Genomic DNA, 20739 nt, shown 5'->3' on the forward strand with positions numbered 1-20739 from the left:
CATCGGCTTTGTGAAAGCAGGGCAATCGGCGGTCGTGAAGGTCGAGACGTTTCAATACACCAGGTACGGCACTCTCGATGCCGAGGTCTCTTCGGTGTCGCACGACGCGATCAACGACAAGACACGAGGGCTGATTTACGCCAGCCGCGTGCGCATGGGCAAGACTTCGTTGATGGTGGATGACACGCTGGTTGGCTTGAGTCCGGGGATGGCGGTGACGGGGGCAGTGAAGACCGGGCGTAGACGGGTGATCGAGTATTTTCTGGCGCCGTTGTTGCAGCCACAAGCAAGCGTTTGAGGAAGCGTTGAGGTGGTGAATGACGCGTCGCGCTTGGCTTGTGCTGCCTCAGGCCTCTTGAAGTTCGGCGTCGAGCAGGGCCTGCGCCATCGGGTGCGCCGAAGCCAATGGGGGCGTCCCATGCACCGTGGCGCGCAGCCCGCTGCGCCGCGCGGGGAAGTAGTCGAAGATGGACTGGTGCTGTGTGCAGCGGTTGTCCCAGATCGCCACGGAATGCGGCTGCCAGCGGAAGCGGCACATGAAACGGGGGTTCTCGATGTGCCGGTACAGCATGGCCAGCAGCGTTTCACTCTCGAGTTCCGAGAGCCCGTCCACATGCGACGTAAAGACCTTGTTGACGAACAGCAGCTTGCGGCCCGTTTCTGGGTGAACCGCCACCACGGGGTGCGCGTTGCGCGGGTAAGCCATGTCCGGGCGCACGCCGTTGACCTTGGACCAAATCCTGGCGGCATCGTGCACCGCCGTGAGGCCTTCGAGAAACTGCTGCATCGGCGGCGACAGAGCGTCGAAGGCGGTGGTCATGCTCGCAAACAAGGTGTCCCCTCCCACCGGCGGCACCTCGTTCAGGTAGAGCATGCTCGCCATGGGCGGCGCCTGTTGGGCGCTGAGGTCGGTGTGCCAGATCTCGCCTGCGACGGCCTTGGAGTTCTCGTCGGCATAGACGCGCAGCAGCTCGGGGTGCACGGGGTGGTTGAACTGCGACATGGGATGCACCTGCAGCGACCCGAAGCGTTGCGCAAACGCAATGTGCTGTTCGCAGCTCAGGTGCTGGTCCCGGAAGAAAACGACCTGATGATCCAGAAGTGCGCGCCGGATCGAGGCGAACTGCGCGTCCTTGAGCCTTGCGAGGTCGACGTTCAGGATTTCTGCGCCGATCGTGGGGGTCAATGGGCGAACGTCGAACGCGGTGGACTGGATCATGGGGAAATGCCTCCTGGGTTTTTCTGGTGGTGGAAAACGGCGCTCATTCTGACAAACGAATCGCGTTGTACAACCCAGCCATGAGGCCTGTCTTATCGCCCCAGCCTCAACCCTCCAACGTCTCCAGCAACTCCGTCTCCAGCTCGATCTGCCGCTTGTTCATCTGCAACTGCGCGCCGCTGATGAGGAAGGTATCTTCCACCCGCTCACCCAGCGTGGTCACCTTGGCCAGCTGCACGCCGATCTCGTAGCGCGCCAGCACGCGGGTGATGCCGTAGAGCAGTCCCGCGCGGTCGCTCGCCGAGACCGAGAGCAGCCAGCGCTGCGCCTTGTCGTCGGGCCGCAGGTCCACGCGCGGCGTGACCGGAAAGCTTTTGACACGGCGCGAGATGCGGCCTTTCACGGGTGTGGGCAACGGGCCGCGCTCGTCGATCGTGCGCGCGAGGTTGTTTTCCACCATGGCGATCAGCTCGCGGTAGTGCTCCGACATGTCGGGTGCGACCACCTGGAAGGTGTCGAGCGCGTGTCCGGTGAGCGTGGTGTGCACGCGCGCGTCCAGGATGCTGAAGTGCGAGCTGTCGAAATAGCCGCAGATGCGCGCGAACAGGTCGCTCTGGTCGCCGGCGTAGACCAGCACCTGCAGGCCTTCCACGTCGGGTGAGATGCGCGCGCGCACGATGCATTTGTCCGCCGCAGCGGGCGCGCCCTCCTTGAGCGCGGCTTTGGCCGCCGCCTGCTGCGCGATCTGGCGCGAGAGCACGCGCGTGTGCCAGGCGATCTCGTCGGCCTGGTGGCGCATGAAGTAGCTCACGTCCAGCGTGTCCCACAGCGCCTTGTGCGCCATGTGGGGCAGGGCGTGCAGGGCCAGCATGGACAGGGCCTCGCGCTTGCGCGCCTCGATCACCGCGTCCGGGTCGGGTGCGCGGCCGCCCAGGGCCCGCAGGGTGTAGCGGTACAGGTCTTCGAGCAGCTTGCCCTTCCACGCGTTCCACACCTTCGGGCTGGTGCCGCGGATGTCGGCCACGGTGAGCAGGTAGAGCGCGGTGAGGTAGCGCTCGTTGCCCACGCGTCGGGCGAAGGCCGCGATCACGTCGGGGTCGCTCAGGTCTTCCTTCTGCGCCATGCGACTCATGGTGAGGTGTTCGGACACCAGGAACTGGATCAGCTTCGTGTCTTCGCGCGCGATGCCGTGCTGGCGGCAGAAGGTGCGCACGTCGCGCGCGCCCAGGTCGGAATGGTCGCCGCCGCGTCCCTTTGCGATGTCGTGGAACAGCGCGGCGATGTACAGGATCCAGGGCTTGTCCCAGCCTGCCGAGAGCTGCGAGCAGAAGGGGTACTCGTGCGAATGCTCGGCAATGAAGAAGCGGCGCACGTTGCGCAGCACCATCAGGATGTGCTGGTCCACGGTGTAGACGTGGAACAGGTCGTGCTGCATCTGGCCCACGATGTGGCGGAACACCCAGAGGTAGCGCCCGAGCACGGAGGTCTGGTTCATCAGCCGCATGGCGTGGGTGATGCCTTCGGGCTCCTGCAGGATCCGCAGGAAGCGCGCACGGTTCACCGGGTCGGCGCGGAAACGCGCGTTCATCACCGGACGCGCGTTGTACAGCGCGCGCAGGGTGCGCGCCGACAGACCCTTGATGCCCACCGTGGTCTGGTAGAGGTGGAAGGTCTCCAGGATGGCGTGCGGCTGCTGCACGTAAAGGCTGTCGCTGGCCACTTCCAGCATGCCGCCCTTGTCGAAGAAGCGTTCGTTGATCGGGCGCAGGCGGTCCACGCCGGGCTCGTCGCTTTGCAGGCGCTCGTGAATGTTGAGCAGCAGGATCTGGTTGAGCTGGCTCACTGCCTTGGCGGCCCAGTAGTAGCGCTTCATCAGCGCTTCGCTGGCGCGGCGCGTGCCACGCGCGTCGGGCTTGCCAGGCTCCGGTACCTGGGCCTTGAAGCCGAAGGATTCGGCCACCGCGGTCTGCAGATCGAACACCAGGCGGTCTTCGCGCCGGCGGGCCAGCAGGTGCAGGCGTGCCCGGATCAGGTTCAGCAGGGCCTCGTTGCTCTTGATCTGGCGCGCCTCCAGCGGTGTGGCCAGGCCCTTGCGGGCGAGTTCGTCCCAGCTGCGCCCCAGGCCCGCGGCCTTGGCGACCCACAGGATGATCTGCAGATCGCGCAGGCCACCTGGCGACTCCTTGCAGTTGGGCTCCAGCGAATACGGCGTGTTCTCGAACTTGTGGTGGCGCTGGCGCATCTCCAGCGTCTTGGCCACAAAGAAGGCCTTGGGGTCCATCGCCTCGGCCAACTCGCCCACGAGCCGGGTGAAGGCGTTCTTGCTGCCGCTGACGAGACGGCACTCCAGCAGCGAAGTCTGGACCGTCACATCCTTGGAGGCCTCTTCGACGCACTCGGCCGCGGTGCGCACGCTGGAGCCTATTTCCAGCCCCAGGTCCCAGCAGGCGCCGATGAAGGCTTCCAGCCGGGCCTTCAGGGCGTCGTCGGTGTCGGGCGCGCTGCCATCGGGCAGCAGGACCAGCACGTCCACGTCGGAGTAGGGGAACAGTTCGCCGCGGCCGTAGCCGCCCACGGCCAGCAGCGCGAAGGCCGGGCCGAAGCCGGCGCGCGACCAGAGTTCGCCCAGGGTCCGGTCGGTCAGGCGGGAGAGGTCGTGCAGCGCCTTGCGCACGCCGCGCGTGGAAGCGCCCTGCACACCGAGTTCGGCGAACAGCGCGGCCTTGCCGTCGCGGTATTGCTGGCGAAGGGGGCCGAGGTCTTGCACGGCGGTGGTGGCGGGCGCCTGCGGCGCCACGGCCTCAGGCAAGGGCGGTGGCCGGTGGCGGCGTCACAAAGGCCGGCGCGGGCAGGCTGCCGGCGGACAGCGTCAACACCTCGTAGCCGGTCTCGGTCACCAGCACCGTGTGTTCCCACTGGGCGGAGAGCGAGCGGTCGCGCGTGACGATCGTCCAGCCATCGCCCATTTCCTTGATGTCGCGCTTGCCGGCGTTGATCATGGGCTCGATGGTGAAGGTCATACCCGGTTTGAGTTCCTCCAGCGTGCCGGGGCGGCCGTAGTGCAGCACCTGCGGCTCCTCATGGAAGCGCTGGCCGATGCCATGGCCGCAGAACTCGCGCACCACCGAGAAGCCGTTGCCCTCGGCGAAGGTCTGGATGGCATGGCCGATGTCGCCCAGGCGGATGCCGGGGCGCACCATCACGATGCCTTTCCACATGGCCTCGTAGGTCACCTGGGTCAGGCGGCGTGCCTGCACCGAGCAGGCCGCTTCGCCGCCGATGAGGAACATGCGGCTGTTGTCGCCGAACCAGCCGTCCTTGATGACGGTCACGTCGACGTTGAGGATGTCGCCCTTCTTGAGCGGTTTCTCGTTCGGAATGCCGTGGCAGACCACGTGGTTGATCGAGGTGCAGAGGTGGCCGGGGTAGGGCGGGTAGCCGCTGGGCTGGTAGCCGATGGTGGCAGAGACCGTGCCCTGCTGCTTCATGTACTCGGCCGCGAGGCGGTCGATCTCGAGCGTGGTGACGCCCGGCTGGATCAGTGGCGTGAGGTAGTCCAGCACTTCGGAGGCTAGGCGGCAGGCGGTGCGCATGCCCGCGATGCCGGCTTCGTCTTTGTAGGTGATGCTCATGAACGCGATTATGGACTCCCCCCTGCGCCGCTGCGCGGCTTCCCACCTCTGTGGCGCGCCTTCGGCGCTTCGAGGAGGGACGGCGCCTTGGGCCGGCTGAGCCGTCCCTTGGCGCCTCTGGACGAGGACCCTTCTCTCCGGAGAGCGTGCCTTCGCTCCCTTGCCCCTTTGGTTACGTTGTTCCATGCGAGGGGCACAGCAAGCGGCATCATTCGATGATAAATTTGATGCCTTTCATCCTGATGGAGAACGCGTTATGCGCACCACCCTTGCACTGGACGACGACCTGCTCGCACAGGCTCAGCAAATGACCGGTCTGGTGGAAAAGTCCACTCTCGTTCGCGAAGCCTTGCGTGCCTTGATTCAACGCGAAAGCGCCAAGCGTTTGGCCTTGTTGGGTGGCACTGAGCCCGATCTGGTCGACGTGCCGCGCCGGCGCGAAGGACGTGCGGAGCGCACATGATTCTGGTCGACACCTCCGTGTGGATCGACCACTTGCGAAGCAGCGATGCAGCTTTGGTGGAAAGGCTTCATCAGGGCGCGGTGCTGGGACACCCGTTCGTGACGGGTGAACTGGCCCTGGGCAGCTTGCGCCAACGTGCCGCTGTGCTTGAAGCCCTTCGGGCGTTGCCGCAGGCGACACCGGCGCGCGACGACGAGGTCTTGCTTTTCGTCGAGCAGCATGCCCTGCATGGCTTGGGCATTGGTTGGGTGGATGCGCATCTTCTGGCCGCCACCCGGCTCACTGCAGGGGCGCAACTGTGGACGCGAGACAAGCGGCTTTTGGCCACATGTCAGCGTCTGGGATTGGCCCACCAAGCCGCGCATTGATGCCCATCGATGGGAATGGCCGGCGGGTAAAATTCCGGGTTTTCCCGCCCCACCCACCCGTCCTTCCGGGTCAACGCACCTCAGGCTCTCCAACGTGTCCCTGCACCTGCGCTTTTTTGAAGGCGGCAACGCCGTCAGCGACTTCAAAGTCCAGCAAATCCTGCCCCGCCTCGTGGGCATTTCCGACAAGATCACCAGCCTCTCGGCGCGCTTTGTGCACCTGGCCAGCTTCGACGCCGAGCCCGACGCCGCCGCGCTGCAGCGCGTGGGCGAGCTGCTGACCTATGGCGAACCCGGCACCGCCGCGCACGCGCAACTGGAAGCCGCTGGCGCACCGGCCCTGCTGGTGATGCCGCGCCTGGGCACCGTCTCGCCCTGGGCGTCCAAGGCCACCGACATCGCCCACAACTGCGGTCTCGCGCTGCACCGCGTGGAGCGCCTGGTGGAATACCGCGTAGGCCTCAAGTCGGGTTTGCTGGGCAAGAAGGGCAGCCTGTCCGAAGAACAACTGCGCGCCGTGGCCGATCTGCTGCACGACCGCATGACGGAAAACGTCTCGCTCGACCGCAGCCAGGCGCAGGCGCTGTTCACCGAACTGCAGCCCGCTCCCATGGAGCAGGTGGACGTGCTGGGCGGCGGGCGCGCGGCGCTGGAGCGGGCCAACACCGACTGGGGCCTGGCCCTGGCCGAGGACGAGATCGATTACCTCGTCAACGCCTTCAATGGCCTCCAGCGCAACCCGACCGACGTCGAACTCATGATGTTCGCGCAGGCCAACAGCGAGCACTGCCGCCACAAGATCTTCAACGCGCAATTCACCATCGACGGCGTGGCGCAGGACAAGAGCCTGTTCGGCATGATCCGCAACACCCACCAGCTGGCACCGCAGCACACCGTGGTGGCCTATTCGGACAATGCCTCCATCATGGAAGGCAGCGCGGTCGAGCGTTTCGTGGCCCGCGCAGGTGGCAACGCGTCTCCGGCCTATGCCGCCGAACCGGCCACGCACCACGTGCTGATGAAGGTGGAAACGCACAACCACCCCACCGCGATTTCCCCGTTCCCCGGCGCCTCCACCGGCGCGGGCGGCGAGATCCGCGACGAGGGCGCCACCGGCCGTGGTTCCAAGCCCAAGGCAGGCCTCACGGGCTTCACGGTCGGCAAGCTGTGGGGCGGCTTGAGCGACCAGCCGGGCGGCAAGCCCGAGCACATCGCCAGCCCTCTGCAGATCATGACCGAGGGGCCGCTGGGCGGCGCGGCCTTCAACAACGAGTTCGGCCGGCCCAACCTGCTGGGCTATTTCCGCGAGTACGAATTGGCGGTGGACGGCGTGCAGCGCGGTTACCACAAGCCGATCATGATCGCCGGAGGCGTGGGCGTGATCGACGCCGAGCAGACGAAGAAGATCGAGTTTCCTGCCGGCTCCTTGCTGATCCAGTTGGGCGGCCCAGGCATGAAGATTGGCATGGGCGGCAGCGCGGCCAGTTCCATGGCCACCGGCACCAACGCCGCGTCGCTGGACTTCGACTCCGTGCAGCGTGGCAACCCCGAGATCGAGCGTCGCGCGCAAGAGGTCATCAACCATTGCTGGCAGCAAGGCGCGGACAACCCGATCCTCGCGATCCACGACGTGGGCGCGGGTGGTTTGTCCAACGCCTTCCCGGAGCTGACCAACGACGCCGGACGTGGCGCGCGCTTCGACCTGCGCGCGGTGCCGCTGGAAGAGTCGGGACTGGCGCCCAAGGAAATCTGGTGCAACGAAAGCCAGGAGCGGTACGTGCTGGCGATCGCGCCCGAATCGCTGGAGGTCTTCAAAGGCTTCTGCGAGCGCGAGCGCTGCCCGTTCGCTGTGATCGGGGTGGCCACCGAAGAACGCCAGCTGGTGCTGGCCGACGAGGGGCAGCCGAGCCCGGTCGACATGCCGATGAACGTGCTGCTGGGCAAGCCACCCAAGATGCACCGCGACGTCAAGACCGTGGTCCGCACGCCCACGCCATTGAACCTCACCGGCGTGGACCTGCAGAAGGCCGTGATCGATGTGCTGAGCCACCCGACCGTGGCCTCCAAGCGCTTTCTCATCACCATCGGCGACCGCACCGTGGGCGGCCTCTCGCACCGCGACCAGATGGTCGGCCCCTGGCAAGTGCCGGTGGCCGATTGCGCCGTCACCCTCGCCGATTTCAAAGGCTTCGCAGGCGAAGCCATGAGCATGGGCGAGCGCACGCCGCTGGCCGCGCTGGACGCCGCCGCTTCGGGCCGCATGGCGGTGGCCGAGGCCATCACCAACCTGCTGGCCGCGCCGATCGAGTTGCCGCGCGTGAAGCTCTCCGCCAACTGGATGGCCGCCTGCGGCGAACCGGGCGAAGACGCCGCGCTGTACGACACCGTCAAGGCTGTGGGCATGGAACTGTGCCCGGCGCTGGGCATTTCCATTCCGGTGGGCAAGGACAGCCTGTCCATGCGCACGCAATGGAAAGAGGGCACGGAGACGAAGAAGGTCACCTCGCCGGTAAGCCTGATCGTGAGCGCCTTTGCCACCTTGGCCGATGTGCGCGGCACGCTCACGCCGCAGTTGAACCGCCAGCTCGATGACACCACGCTGGTGCTGATCGACCTGGGCAAGGGCCGCCACCGCATGGGCGGCAGCGTGCTGGCCCAGGCGCTGGGGCAAGGCGGCGGCGAGGTGCCCGACCTGGACGACCCGCGGGACCTGGTGAACCTGGTGAACGCGGTGAACACCTTGCGCGCCCAAAGCCGGATCTTGGCCTACCACGACCGCAGCGACGGTGGCCTGCTGGCCGCCGCGGCCGAGATGGCTTTCGCGGGCCAGGTGGGCGTGGCGCTCAACGTGGACCTGCTCGTCACCGAGAGCGACGGTATCCGCGACAGCCGCGCCGAGATGGGCGATGCCAAGAACTGGGCCAGCCAGGTCAGCGCGCGGCGCGAAGAGCTCACGCTCAAGGCGCTGTTCAGCGAAGAACTGGGCGTGCTTCTTCAGGTGCGCACGGAAGACCGCAATGCCGTCATGCAGACCCTGCGCGAGCACGGCCTGAGCAGGCACAGCCACGTGGTGGGAAAGACGCGTCCCGCCTCGTCGGCGATCGACGCCGGCAAGGGCCAGTTGCAGGTCTGGCGCGACACCAAGGCGGTGTTCTCGGCCAGCCTGTTCGACCTGCAGCAGGTGTGGGACAGCGTGAGCTGGAAGATCAACCAGCAGCGCGACAACCCGGCCTGTGCCGATGCCGAACACGCGGCCGCGGGCCGCCCGGACGATCCGGGCCTGCATGTTTTTCTCCCTCTCCCGCTCGCCGGAGAGGGTCTCCCCGCGCCGGCGCTGAACCTCTCGCGTCCGAAGGTCGCGATCCTGCGCGAGCAAGGTGTGAACTCGCACGTGGAAATGGCCTACGCCTTCACGCAGGCCGGCTTCGAAGCCTTCGACGTGCACATGACCGACCTGCAGACCGGCCGCGCCAGGCTGGCCGATTTCAAGGGCGTGGTGGCCTGTGGCGGCTTCAGTTACGGTGACACGCTGGGCGCGGGCATCGGCTGGGCGCGCAGCATCACCTTCAACCCCGCGCTGTCCGCGCACTTCCAGGCCTTCTTCGCCCGCCCCGACACCTTTGGCCTGGGCGTGTGCAACGGCTGTCAGATGTTCGCTGAGCTGGCCGACATCATTCCCGGCGCCCAGGCCTGGCCGCGCTTCACCACCAACCAGAGCGAACGCTTCGAGGCGCGTCTGTCGATGGTGGAGGTGCTCGAATCGCCCAGCCTGTTCCTGCAGGGCATGGCCGGCAGCCGCCTGCCGATCGCGGTCGCGCACGGCGAGGGCTACGCCAACTTCCACCACCGGGGCGATGCGGCCCAGGCCATCGCGGCGATGCGCTTCACCGACAACACCGGCGCGGCCACCGAGGCCTACCCGTTCAATCCCAACGGCAGCCCGGGTGGCCTGACCGCCGTGACCACGGCCGACGGCCGCTTCACGGCCATGATGCCGCACCCCGAGCGCGTGTTCCGCAACATCCAGATGAGCTGGACCGACCAGGACCCGTCTGCCGCCAGTGCCTGGATGCAACTCTGGCACAACGCGCGCCGGTGGATTGGGTGAACTCCCCCCTGCGCCGCTGACGCGGCTTCCCCCCTCTGTGGCGCGCCTTCGGCGCTTCGAGGGGGGACGGCATCTTGGGCCGGCGCAGCCGTCCCTCGATGCCCCTGGATCGAGGCACGCGCGCCGGAGAAGATGTGGCATCTTGAGTGGGCGGAGTCGCACGTTTGAACCAATAACTGGAGAACGCACCATGGCCATCGAGATACCCAAGGACGCCCGAGACCAGGCCATCGCCTCGATCCAGCGCTACTTCGAGGAAAACATGGACGAGCGCATCGGCAACATCGCCGCCGGTGGCCTGCTGGGTTTCTTCGTGGAGGAGATCGGGCCCGTGGTCTACAACCAGGCGGTGGCCGAGGTGCAGGAACGGCTGCAGATGCGCGTGTCCGAACTCGACATCGAGGTGCACGAAGACGCGTTCACCTACTGGCGCAAACGCGAGAAGACCGGCGGCAAGGGCCGTTGATGGGCGGTGTGCCGCAGGCGTTAGAGTGACGGCCATCGCTCACTTTTGCCCAAGGGAACACGCACATGGCCGGATCCAGTCTGCTCGCGCTGATCGACGACATCGCCACCCTTCTCGACGACGTGGCCCTCATGACCAAGGTGGCTGCCCGCAAAAGCGCGGCCGTGGCCGACGATGTGGCGGGCATGACCAAGCTGGCCACCCAGAAGACGGCCGGCGTGCTGGGCGATGACCTCGCGCTCAACGCGCAGCAGGTCACCGGCGTGAAGGCCGACCGCGAGTTGCCGGTGGTGTGGGCCGTGGCCAAGGGCTCGATGATCAACAAGGCCATCCTCGTGCCTTCCGCCTTGCTCATCAGCGTGATCGCCCCCTGGGCGATCACGCCCTTGCTCATGCTGGGCGGTCTGTTCCTCTGTTTCGAGGGGGCGGAAAAGCTCTGGCACGCCTTTGCCCCGCACAAGGCCGAAGAGCAGGCGCAGCGCGAGCAAAGAATCGAAGCCCTGGCGAACGAAAACGTCGACCTCGTGGCACTGGAGAAAGACAAGATCAAGGGCGCGGTGCGCACCGACTTCATCCTCTCCGCCGAAATCATCGTCATCACCCTCGGCACGGTGGCGGCCGCCAGCATGGGCATGCGCGTGGCCGTGCTGGTGGGCATCTCGCTGATCATGACTGCGGGCGTCTACGGTCTGGTGGCGGCCATCGTGAAACTGGACGACCTGGGGCTGCACCTCCACCAGCAGGCCGCGGCCTGGAAACAGTCGCTGGGGCGCGGCATTCTCGCCGCCGCGCCCTGGCTGATGAAGACGCTCTCGGTGGTGGGCACGGCCGCCATGTTCCTGGTGGGCGGTGGCATCCTGGTGCACGGCATTCCGGCGCTGGGGCACGGCATCGAAGCCTTCACCGCCACGCTGGGCTGGATCGGCTCGCTGGCGTCGAGCCTGGCCGGTGGTCTGGCGGGCCTGGTGGCCGGCGGTGTGGTGCTGGGCGTGGTCAGCCTTCTCAAACGCCTGCGCCGCGGGCCGACGCCGGCCTGAACGCGTCGACTTCCTTCCCTGTCTGGGGATGGCGCCGTCCCGAGGGCCGGCCTAGAATGGCCCCGCCACACCGCGCGGGCCATGGCATCCCAACACACCCGAGCCCGCGCAACCCGGGCGTGGCCACGAGGGGTGAGGGCGGCATGGACGGCATCTTCATCAGCTACCGGCGCGACGACTCCGCAGGTTACGCGGGTCGCCTGTACGACCGGCTGATTCCCCACTTCGGCGCCGAGCGCGTGTTCATGGACGTGGAGGGCATCGAACTCGGTGCCGACTTCGTCACCGCGATCGAAGAAGCGGTGGGCTCCTGCCGCGTGCTGGTCGTCATCATCGGCGACGAGTGGCTCAGCACCCAGGACAAAGCCGGGCGCCGTCGGCTCGAGGACCCGCACGACTTCATCCGGCTGGAGACCGTGACCGCGTTGCAACGCGGCATCCGCGTGGTGCCGGTGCTGGTGGGCGGCGCGCTCATGCCCCGCGCGGAGGATCTGCCGCAAGACCTCAAACCGCTGGCGCGGCGGCAGGCGATCGAGGTCAGCCACAAGCAGTGGGATGCGACCACCGCGGAATTGATCCAGGCGCTCGAAGGCATGTTGGCGCCCGGGACCGCGAGAGAGTCCCGGCCGCAACCGCTGGTGGACCCGTCGGCGCTGTCCGGCGGGTCGGGCAACGGGTCGGCGCAGCCCTTCGTGCGGCGCGCCTGGCCGAAAGCCGCCGGTGCGATGGCGGTCTTGTTGGTGGCGTTGGCCGCTGGCTGGGTTTGGTTGGGCGGGAACAGCGGTGAGGCGGATTCGAAGCGCGCCGACAGCGAGCGGTGGATGACCGCGGAGAAGCCGCCCGACGATCGCGAAACAGCCCCGGTGGCCCCGGTGGTTGCGGCGGCCGCGCCGCCGGCTACAACACCCACCACGCCATCGGCCACAACAGCCGCCGCACGGCCGGCGGCCGTGGCAGCAAGAGTACCCCCTGCACCCCCCGCCGTGGCGGTGGAAACGCCCCCGGCAGCAGCCTCGCCCCCACCCAAGCCGGTGATCCGGGTGTTCCAGGCGCAGGCAGACCCCGCGGGTGCGCGGCTGTGCTACGCCGTCGCCCATGCCGAGTTCCTCACCTTGTCGCCCCATCCGGGCGAGTTGCAAAGACTGGTAAAGGACTGCGTGGTCGTGGCGGTCACCGAAACCACCACGTTCACACTGCGGGCGCGCAACGCGGTGGACACGGTGTACAAGTCGATCTCGGTGTCGCCACGGCCGCTCGCCGTGGCACCGCCCGCTGCGACGCCAGTCCCCGAAGCCCCACGCCCCGCAGCGGAGGCCGCCCCTGCCGGCTTGCCCCGCGTGGGCGAGAGCTGGACCTACCGCACCAGCGGCAAATGGCCAACCAGTCCGAAACGCAGCATCGTCATTGCCGTGCAATCGGTGGCCAACGGCGTGGTCACCGACGGTTTGCGCGCCGAAGGCCTGGCCAGCGACACGCGCCGCTCCAACGGCTCGCGGCCCATGTTCATGAGCTGGCCCGCTATCGGCAACGAATTCAGCCCCTACCTGGCGGCTTTCGTCGACATGAACCGCATGGAGACCCTGCGCGGTTTCTCCACGCCGGACATGGAGCCGAACTGGAGCCAGTGGTATTCGGAGGCCAAACGGATCGGGCAGGAGACGGTGAACGTGCCGGCCGGCAGCTTCCATGCCTACAAGGTCGAGGTCTGGAGCAGCCGCAGCGCCACGGGCGGCCCGATGCAAGCGGGTATCGAACCGGTGCGCGTGCACTACCTGATCTGGTATGCGCCCGATGCCAAGCGCTATGTGAAGATGCAGCGGCGCGTGCTCATGGCCTCAGGGCTGGAGGCCGAGCGCGACATCTTTGAACTGGTCGCCCGAAGATAGGAGCTCCCCCCTGCGCCGCTGCGCGGCTTCCCCCCTCACTTGCGCGCCTTCGGCGCTTGGAGGGGGGACGGCATCTTGGGCCGGCGCAGCCGTCCCTCGATGCCTCTGGAGCAAGGCACGCTCGCCGGAGAGGAGACTGTGCCTCTGGATGCTTGACCTCAAGCGGGGCGGGTGCGGAAGAACTTGAGCGGGCTGGCTTTCGTGGCCGCCATCACCGCGGGCTTGATGCGCCCGACCACATGCATCTCGCAAGGCTTGCAGTCGAAGCGCAGCGTGAGCTTTTCGTGGTTGTGGGTGATGGTCATGGGCTCGGCGCGGATCGTGCCCTGCACGCCCTTGACTCCCTTGGCCTGCTTGGGACACAGGCTGAGCGAGAAACGCACGCAGTGCTTGGTGATCATCAGGCTGACTTCGCCTTCTTCCTCGTGGCTCTCGTAGGCGGAGGCGATCACCTTCACGCCATGTTTCGCGTAGAAATCGCGCGCTTTGTGGTTGAACACGTTGGCCAGATAGGTGAGCGTGTCTTCCGGGTAGGGCGTGGGTGGCGTCACCGGCACGGCGCGTGGCAGCCGTTGCCAGGCCGCCTCGCGCGCGGCTTCGAGCGCGGCAATGGCTTCGCGGCGCAGCGGGTTGAGCAGGGAACTGGGCACGAACCAAGGCTGCGAAAGGCTGAGCGAGACCTCGATGGGCTCGAAGCAGGTTTCGCCCAGGCGGCCCAGGCTCTCGCGCAGGCGGGCTTGGGCCTGTGCGGCGTCCTTGGCGCGTTCCAGCGCGCAGGGCAGGTGGGCGTGGGCGCTGTGCCCGTCCTCGTCGGTCACGGTGAGGCTCAGGCCTTCGGCGGTGTCCTCCAGCCGCAGCCACACGCCAATGCGCCGCTCGGCGGACTTCTTCTCCAACGTGCGCACCCAGTCCATGTCGCGGTTGCGGTTGACGATGGTGTCGCGCTTGAGGTGGCGCAGGGTGTCCATCGCATCCTTGGGAAACACGCGCCAGCGGCCCGGTGGGCCGGCGGGCTCGGCCCGGTTGATCTGCAGGCCCACGAGTTCCTTGTGCAGGTCCAGGTAACACAGGCCGTCACCGTTGTGGACGACCGTGGCCGGGTCGTCGGTCTGGAGCTCGACGAAATCGGCGCCGACCTTCGTCACCCAACCGATCGGGCGTCCGGGGTTCTTGGGCGTGTCGAACGCGCCGATGTCGTCCTGGCGGCCCTGCACGAAGTAGTCGGTGAATTCGCGGTTGAAGTTCTGGTCCGGGTCGGGCGTGAAGCTGAAGGTGGCGCGCCCGCTGGCGCCGCGCGCGAGCTCGGGCCGCTCGTCCAGGATCTCGTCGAACAGGCGCCGGTAGTGCGCGGTGATGTTCTTGACGTAACCCATGTCCTTGTAGCGGCCTTCGATCTTGAAGCTGCGCGCGCCCGCGTCGATCAGGGCACGCAGGTTGTCGCTCTGGTTGTTGTCCTTCATCGAGAGCACGTGCTTGTCGTGCGCCACGATGCGGCCCAGGTGGTCCGTAACGTCGTAGGGCAGGCGGCAGGCCTGCGAGCAGTCGCCCCGGTTGGCGCTGCGCCCGGTGTGCGCATGGCTCACGTAGCACTGGCCGCTGTAGGCCACGCACAGCGCGCCGTGGACGAAGAATTCGATCAGGCAGCGATGAGGGTCGAGCACGTCGCGCACGGCCGCGATCTGCTCCAGCGTGAGCTCGCGCGCCAGCACGAGTTTGGACAGGCCCGCGTCCTGCAGGAAACGCGCTTTCTCGGGCGTGCGGATGTCGGTCTGCGTGCTCGCGTGCAACTGGATCGGCGGCAGGTCGATCTCCAGCAGGCCCATGTCCTGGACGATGAGCGCGTCCGCGCCCGCGTCGTACAGCTGCCAGGCCAGCTTGCGCGCGGGCTCGAGCTCGTCGTCGCGCAGGATGGTGTTCATCGTCACGTAGATGCGGCTGCCGAAGCGGTGCGCGTGCCGGGCCAGGCGGGCAATGTCCTGCACGCGGTTGTCGGCGCTGGTGCGCGCGCCGAACGAGGGGCCGCCGATGTACACGGCGTCGGCACCGTGCTGGATGGCTTCGATGCCGATATCGGCGTCGCGCGCCGGGGAAAGCAGTTCGATCTGGTGGGGCAGCATGTCGTTCGAGGAGCAGGCAGAATCGGGCGGGCCCGGTATTGTCCAGGAGAACGCCGATGACATCCAAGTCCGAATCCCCTCAGACCGCGTTCGTGCTCGTGCACGGCGCCTGGCATGGCGCGTGGTGCTGGCGCCGGCTGTTGCCCCTGCTGCGCGGTGCCGGGGTGGAGACCCACGCCGTCACGCTTACCGGCGTGGGCGAACGCGCCCACCTGCTGAGCCCGGCGGTGGACCTGCACACCCACATCCAGGACGTGTGCGGCCTGATCGAAGCCGAAGAATTGCAGCGCATCGTGCTGGTGGGCCACAGCTATGCGGGCGTGGTGGTCACCGGCGTGGCCGACCGCCTGCAGCGCGACCACCCAGGCCTGCTGGCGCACCTGGTCTACCTGGACGCGGCCTTGCCTTATCCCGGTGACAGCTGGAGCAGCCACCAGTCGCAAGAAACGCGGCAGGCCCGCATCGACGCGTCCAAACCCAGCGGGGGCCTGAGTTTTCCGCCGCCCGACGCCTCGGTCTTCGGCCTCGAAGGCGCCGACCGCGACTGGGTCAACCGGCGCCAGACGCCGCAGCCGTTTCGCCTGTACCAGCAGCCGCTGGACTTTGACGGCGCGCGCGTGGCGGCCGTGCCGCGCACCTTCATCGACTGCACCTCGCCCGCCTTGCCCACCATCGCACCCGCGCGCCAGCGCGCGCGCAGCGAACCGGGCTGGCAGGTGCTGGAGCTGGCCACGGGCCACGACCCGATGGTGAGCGAACCCCGGAAACTGGCGGACATGCTGCTGGGCATCCACCGCGGCACCCAACCCTGACCCGCCGCCATGGCACACGACACCCAGCGCCTGGACCGCATCGACCTGCTGCGCGCAGCGGCCATGCTGTGGATGACGGCCTTCCACTTCTGTTTCGACCTCGACTTCTTCGGCCTGATCCAGGAGAACTTCTACCGCGACCCGTTCTGGACCTGGCAGCGCACCGCCATCGTGAGCCTGTTCCTGTTCACCGCGGGTCTGTCGCAGGCGGTCGCGCACCACCAGAGACTGCCGTGGTCGCGGTTCTGGCGGCGCTGGGGGCAGGTGGCGGGGGCTGCGCTGCTGGTGACGGTGGCCTCGATGCAGATGTTTCCCAACAGCTTCATCTACTTCGGCGTGTTGCACGCCATCGCGGTGATGCTCATCGTCGTGCGCCTCACGGCGGGGTGGGGCGCGTGGTTGTGGCCATTGGGCGCGCTGGTGATCGCGCTCAAGTTCGCCGCACCGTGGGCCATGGCCGCGTGGCCGGTGCTTGACGTGCTCAACACGCCGGCACTCAACTGGCTCGGCCTGATCGACCGGTTGCCCATCACCGAAGACTACGTGCCGCTGGCACCCTGGCTGGGCGTGATGTGGTGGGGCATGGCCGCTGGGCAGTGGGCCTTGCGCCATCGGCCGCATTGGCTGGGCTCCAGCGATGCCAAAGCCACGGGCGTGCGCCGTGGCCTGGTCACGCTGGGGCGCTGGAGCCTGAGCTACTACCTGCTGCACCAACCGGTGATGATCGGTCTGGTGTGGCTGGGGGCGCAGATGCTGTGACGCCGGAACCGCAAAGGCCGTCCGGACCTCAGCTGTTGGGCTGAGCGGCCTGCTGGGCGCCGCCTTGCGCCATGGCCGCGGGTTTGGCTTTCCACCGGTTTGCCGTATCGGCCAACCGGCCAAAGGCGTCCGAGTCCAACTTCTTCTCGTGGATGGCCAGCAGGGCGTTGGCCTTTTTAAGCGGTTCGATGTAGTGCAACACGGTATTGCCGTCAGGGCCCTTTTGATGGGGGTCGATGGCGGGCTTCGCCAGCAGCAACCTCACCACCGCTTCGGCTTCGTCCGCGTCGACCTCGTCAAGGTTCTCGGCCCCGTCGAGCTCGTCCGAATCGTGGACCGCGGCGATTCTTTCGCCGGCCTGGATGGCCAGCAGCAAGGGTGTGTTGCCGGCGCTATCGCGCCGGTTCAGCATCTATGCCAAGCGTTGCTGTTGCTGTTGATCCTCCCGCGAAGACATCTGCAGCACCTTCGCGGTGCTCAACAGGAACTGGACCATGCGCTTGTTCATCGATTCGACCGCCAGATGCAAAGGTGTTCGTCCGTCCAGTGTGGGCTGGTTCAGCACGGCGTCCAGCGTGAGGTTCTCGCTCTTGCTTTGCAAGATCGGGGTGTCAGTCAACAGCCATTGAACGGTCTTGACGTCGCCGTACAGACAGGCGGCATGCAAGGGCCGGCGACCGTCTTTCGTGGGTTGGTGAACATCGGCTTTCTTCTCCAACAGAAGAGGCAGCATAAGCCGGGGCAATTCCGCGTGCTGATGCTGGACCGCAAGGAAGAAGGGGGTAGCGCCCTCGCGGTTCACGCTTTCGATGTCGGCGTCGCCCTTGTTGCGGGCATGGCGCATGGGGCTGTCGGGCGCAACCGGGGAAACCTTCGAGATGGGCGAGGTTTGAGAGAGCATGGCGGTCTCTCATGGAAATGGTCGCCTTGGGAAACCATGCACAAAAGATTGTTCCGCCCCATGCAAAACGCCCGGTGCGCAGCATCGGGCGTTTCAGGCCCGTCGTGCGTCAACGGGCAGGGGTTGGGTCGAAACCTTATTCGATCTTGGCCTTGTCGCGCAGCGACTGCTGGAATTCCACCAGCTTTTGCTGCTGCATCTGCTGGGAAATCTGCGGCTTGAGTTCTTCCAGTTTGGGGATCACGGCGGTGCGCTCGTCTTCGAGGCGGATGACGTGGTAGCCGAACTGCGTCTTCACCGGGGTTTGCGTGAGCTCGCCCTTTTTCAGCTTGACCATGGCTTCGGAGAACTCCGGCACATAGCTGCCCGCGGCCGCCCAGTCGAGGTCGCCACCGTTGGCACCGGAGCCCGGGTCCTTGGACTGCTTCTTGGCGATGTCTTCGAACTTGCCGCCCTTTTTCAAGCTGGCGATGATGGCCTTGGCCTGGTCTTCCTTTTCCACCAGGATGTGGCGGGCGCGGTATTCCTTGCCACTGTTGGCCGCGGCGAACTTGTCGTACTCGGCCTGGATGTCCGCGTCGGTCACCGGGTTGGCTTTCTGGTACTCGGTGAACAGGGCGCGGATCATGATGGTCTGGCGCGCCAGCTCCATCTGGTTCTTGTAGTCGTCGGTGGCGGCCACGCCGCGCTTCTCGGCTTCCTGGATGAAGATCTCGCGCAGCACCACTTCTTCCTTCAGCTGGGCACGAACGTTGTCGTCGACCGGGCGACCCGAGGCTGCGATCTGCTGTTCCAGCACCGTCACCCGCGCGGTGGGCACGGCCTTGCCATTGACGATGGCCACGTTCTGCGCCAAGGCCCAGGGAGCTGCCGTGAGGAGGGCCGCCGCCGTGAGGGCCGTCAGGGGAAATTTCATGGTGTTCCTCGGGAAGAAAAAAGAAGTTGGAGCCGCCGCGAAGGGCAGGGTTTCAGCGAACAGGTATCAGAACGTAGCGAAGGGATGGGCGTCGACCGTGATCAGGTCTGGATCTCGATGGCCAGCGCGTGAAGGCCGGCGGCTGTGAATTTTTGCAGCGCATCATACACAAGGCGGTGCTGCGCGATCCGGCTCTTCCCGGCGAATGCCGGCCCGCCAATGCGGACCCGAAAGTGCGTGCCATAGCCCAGGCTATTGGCCCCGGCATGGCCTGCGTGTGCGGCACTTTCGTCCAGCACTTCCAACCGTGTGGGCGACAGCGCTTCGCGAAGGCACGCCTTGATGGCGGCGGCGGTGGGCACGGTGGTGGATGGGCTCATGGCTTCTTCTCCGCCACGTCGTCCTTCAGATGGCGCGCGATGTACAGCCCCTGGCCCACGATGAAGACCACCGGGAACACATATCCCCAGAGCTTGAAATTCACCCAGTCTTCGGTGGAGTAGTAGGCCGCCACATAGGCGTTGATGCCGGCCATGAACAGGAAATAGCCCACCCAGGCCACCGTCAGCCGCGCCCAGACGTTGTCGGGGAGCTGGAGTTGGCTGCCCAGAAGCAGCTGCAGGAAGTTTTTCTTCCAGATCCACAGGGCCGCAGCCAGCACGATCGCCATGCTCGCGTAGAGCACCGTGGGTTTCCATTTGATGAAGCGCTCGTCCTGCAGAAACAGCGTGAGCGCGCCGAACACGAGCACCAATACCAGCGTGACTTTGTGCAAGGTCTGCAACTTGCGGTCGATGGCGTAGATCAGGCCGGTCTGCACCACGGTGGCGGCCATCAGCACCGCCGTGGCGGTGTAGATGTCGGCCATCTTGTAGGCCAGCACGAAGAGGGCAATGGGGAAAAAGTCGATCAGAAGGCGCATCGCGCGATTATCGGGCTTGGCGCGTCGGCTTCCTTAGGCAGGGCTTTGGCCGGCCAGCGCGGAACTTGCTCGCGCCAAGGCTGTCTCTATGGGAGTTTTGAGATCGATCGCTGTCATGACCACCGGAGGGAAAGCCGCATGAACACCCAGGAACAACAAGCCATCCTCACCATCGCCTTGCTGGCCGCGTTTGCCGACGGCAACAAGGCCGACACCGAGCGCGAGTCCATTCGCCGGTTGGCCGAGTCGCTCAATCCCGAAGCCAGTGGCATTGCCTTGCCGCGCCTGTACCAGGACGTGCTGCTCAAGCGCGTCACGCTGGCCGATGCGGTGGCCGGGTTGGGCGATGCTGGCCACCGCCAACTGGCCTACGAAATGGCGGTGTGCGTGTGCGATGCGGATGGGCGCCAGGGCCCGGCCGAAAGCGCGTTCCTGCAAGACCTCAAGAAGCGCCTGGCGCTGGATGCGGGCGAGGTCGCGGCCTTCGAGCGCGAAGAGCAGGCCGTGGTGGCCGCGGCCGAGCAGGCGGCGCCCGTGGTGGCGGCCTCGGTGGCCGCCGGGGCGGATCTGGACAAGTCGATCCTGAACCATGCACTGCTCAACGGGGCCCTTGAGCTGCTGCCGCAGTCCTGGGCGTCGATGGCCATCATTCCGCTGCAGATCAAGATGGTCTATGGCATCGGCAAGGCACACGGCGTGGAGCTGGACCAGGGCCACATCCGCGAGTTCATCGCCGCGGCCGGTGTGGGCCTGACGTCCCAGTACCTGGAGCAGTTCGGCCGCAAGCTCCTGGGCGGCTTGCTGGGCAAGGCCGCCGGGCGCACCATGGGCCGTATCGGTGGCGCGGCCACCGGCATGGCGTTCTCGTTTGCCACGACCTATGCGCTGGGGCAGGTGGCCAAGCGCTATTACGCGGGCGGCCGGGCGATGAGCACCGAGTTGCTCAAGCAGACGTTCCAGGACTTGCTGGGCCCGGCCAAGCAGATGCAGACGCAGTACTTACCGCAGATCCAGCAGAAGGCGGCCACGCTGGACATGGGGCAGGTGATGAAGATGGTCAAGGGTTAGGAGCCCTGCGCCCGCGCATGCTCCTGGGCCAAGATCGCGAGGACGAAGCCCGCTTTCTCGTGTGG

At 66.6% G+C, this 20739-nt stretch carries 19 protein-coding genes; 10 read left to right on the plus strand and 9 right to left on the minus strand.

Annotated features, from left to right (window positions below; genetic code table 11):
• Positions 1–10 precede the first annotated feature (10 nt).
• Positions 11–298 carry a hypothetical protein gene (locus F9K07_RS14480; RefSeq protein WP_201451619.1) on the plus strand — a complete coding sequence of 96 codons (288 nt, stop codon included), beginning with the start codon at positions 11–13 and terminating at the stop codon, positions 296–298.
• A gap of 48 nt (positions 299–346) precedes the next feature.
• Here the strand turns inward: F9K07_RS14480 and F9K07_RS14485 are convergent, their stop codons facing one another.
• The 3 genes from F9K07_RS14485 to map form a co-directional block, all read right to left on the minus strand.
• Positions 347–1219, minus strand: a complete 873-nt coding sequence (locus tag F9K07_RS14485) for a TauD/TfdA dioxygenase family protein (protein ID WP_159594102.1) — start codon at positions 1217–1219, stop codon at positions 347–349.
• Between the two features lie 106 nt (positions 1220–1325).
• Positions 1326–3986, minus strand: a complete 2661-nt coding sequence (locus F9K07_RS14490; protein ID WP_159596940.1) for a [protein-PII] uridylyltransferase — start codon at positions 3984–3986, stop codon at positions 1326–1328.
• A gap of 34 nt (positions 3987–4020) precedes the next feature.
• On the minus strand, positions 4021–4851 hold the full coding sequence (map, locus tag F9K07_RS14495) for a type I methionyl aminopeptidase (RefSeq protein ID WP_159594103.1): 831 nt from the start codon (positions 4849–4851) through the stop codon (positions 4021–4023).
• Positions 4852–5107: 256 nt separating this feature from the next.
• Between map and F9K07_RS14500 the strand changes: the two genes are divergently transcribed.
• The 6 genes from F9K07_RS14500 to F9K07_RS14525 all read left to right on the plus strand — a co-directional run bounded on the left by F9K07_RS14500 (position 5108) and on the right by F9K07_RS14525 (position 13179).
• A complete protein-coding gene (locus tag F9K07_RS14500; RefSeq protein ID WP_159594104.1) occupies positions 5108–5314 on the plus strand; it encodes a type II toxin-antitoxin system VapB family antitoxin in 207 nt (68 codons plus the stop codon).
• Complete coding sequence (locus F9K07_RS14505; protein WP_159594105.1) at positions 5311–5682, plus strand: type II toxin-antitoxin system VapC family toxin; 372 nt, start codon at positions 5311–5313, stop codon at positions 5680–5682. Before F9K07_RS14500 ends, F9K07_RS14505 begins: the two co-directional genes overlap by 4 nt.
• A 94-nt stretch (positions 5683–5776) precedes the next feature.
• Positions 5777–9790 carry a phosphoribosylformylglycinamidine synthase gene (gene purL, locus F9K07_RS14510; RefSeq protein ID WP_159594106.1) on the plus strand — a complete coding sequence of 1338 codons (4014 nt, stop codon included), beginning with the start codon at positions 5777–5779 and terminating at the stop codon, positions 9788–9790.
• Between the two features lie 190 nt (positions 9791–9980).
• Entirely contained in the window at positions 9981–10256 is a 276-nt protein-coding gene (locus F9K07_RS14515; RefSeq protein WP_159594107.1) for a DUF2164 domain-containing protein, read from the plus strand.
• A 65-nt stretch (positions 10257–10321) separates the two neighbouring features.
• Positions 10322–11293: a DUF808 domain-containing protein gene (locus F9K07_RS14520; RefSeq protein ID WP_159594108.1), complete on the plus strand. Its 972-nt coding sequence runs from the start codon at positions 10322–10324 to the stop codon at positions 11291–11293.
• Between the two features lie 56 nt (positions 11294–11349).
• Positions 11350–13179 carry a toll/interleukin-1 receptor domain-containing protein gene (locus F9K07_RS14525; protein ID WP_201451555.1) on the plus strand — a complete coding sequence of 610 codons (1830 nt, stop codon included), beginning with the start codon at positions 11350–11352 and terminating at the stop codon, positions 13177–13179.
• 158 nt (positions 13180–13337) lie between these two features.
• Here F9K07_RS14525 and F9K07_RS14530 read toward each other — a convergent pair whose 3' ends face one another.
• Positions 13338–15296, minus strand: coding sequence for a peptidase U32 family protein (locus F9K07_RS14530; protein WP_159594109.1), 1959 nt, complete (start codon positions 15294–15296; stop codon positions 13338–13340).
• A gap of 56 nt (positions 15297–15352) precedes the next feature.
• On the opposite strand from F9K07_RS14530, the gene F9K07_RS14535 reads away from it, so the two are divergent.
• A complete protein-coding gene (locus tag F9K07_RS14535; RefSeq protein ID WP_159594110.1) occupies positions 15353–16108 on the plus strand; it encodes an alpha/beta fold hydrolase in 756 nt (251 codons plus the stop codon).
• 9 nt (positions 16109–16117) lie between these two features.
• Positions 16118–16867, plus strand: a complete 750-nt coding sequence (locus F9K07_RS14540) for a heparan-alpha-glucosaminide N-acetyltransferase (RefSeq protein ID WP_159594111.1) — start codon at positions 16118–16120, stop codon at positions 16865–16867.
• Between the two features lie 28 nt (positions 16868–16895).
• Here F9K07_RS14540 and F9K07_RS14545 read toward each other — a convergent pair whose 3' ends face one another.
• From F9K07_RS14545 to F9K07_RS14565, 5 genes are all read right to left on the minus strand, one after another.
• A complete protein-coding gene (locus F9K07_RS14545; RefSeq protein ID WP_159594112.1) occupies positions 16896–17243 on the minus strand; it encodes a hypothetical protein in 348 nt (115 codons plus the stop codon).
• 36 nt (positions 17244–17279) lie between these two features.
• Complete coding sequence (locus F9K07_RS14550) at positions 17280–17768, minus strand: ankyrin repeat domain-containing protein (protein WP_159594113.1); 489 nt, start codon at positions 17766–17768, stop codon at positions 17280–17282.
• Positions 17769–17904: 136 nt separating this feature from the next.
• The gene (locus tag F9K07_RS14555; protein ID WP_159594114.1) at positions 17905–18684 is read right to left on the minus strand and encodes a peptidylprolyl isomerase; all 780 of its coding nucleotides are present in this window, start codon (positions 18682–18684) and stop codon (positions 17905–17907) included.
• 101 nt (positions 18685–18785) lie between these two features.
• On the minus strand, positions 18786–19064 hold the full coding sequence (locus F9K07_RS14560; RefSeq protein ID WP_159594115.1) for a BolA family protein: 279 nt from the start codon (positions 19062–19064) through the stop codon (positions 18786–18788).
• Positions 19061–19606 carry a septation protein A gene (locus F9K07_RS14565; protein ID WP_159594116.1) on the minus strand — a complete coding sequence of 182 codons (546 nt, stop codon included), beginning with the start codon at positions 19604–19606 and terminating at the stop codon, positions 19061–19063. The genes F9K07_RS14560 and F9K07_RS14565 overlap by 4 nt, the downstream gene beginning before the upstream one ends.
• Between F9K07_RS14565 and F9K07_RS14570 the strand changes: the two genes are divergently transcribed.
• Complete coding sequence (locus F9K07_RS14570) at positions 19499–20674, plus strand: YcjF family protein (protein ID WP_159596942.1); 1176 nt, start codon at positions 19499–19501, stop codon at positions 20672–20674. The two genes, F9K07_RS14565 and F9K07_RS14570, sit on opposite strands and share 108 nt — an antisense overlap.
• The last annotated feature ends 65 nt before the right edge of the window (positions 20675–20739 follow it).

The organism is Hydrogenophaga sp. BPS33 (genome assembly GCF_009859475.1).
Classification (GTDB): domain Bacteria; phylum Pseudomonadota; class Gammaproteobacteria; order Burkholderiales; family Burkholderiaceae_C; genus Hydrogenophaga.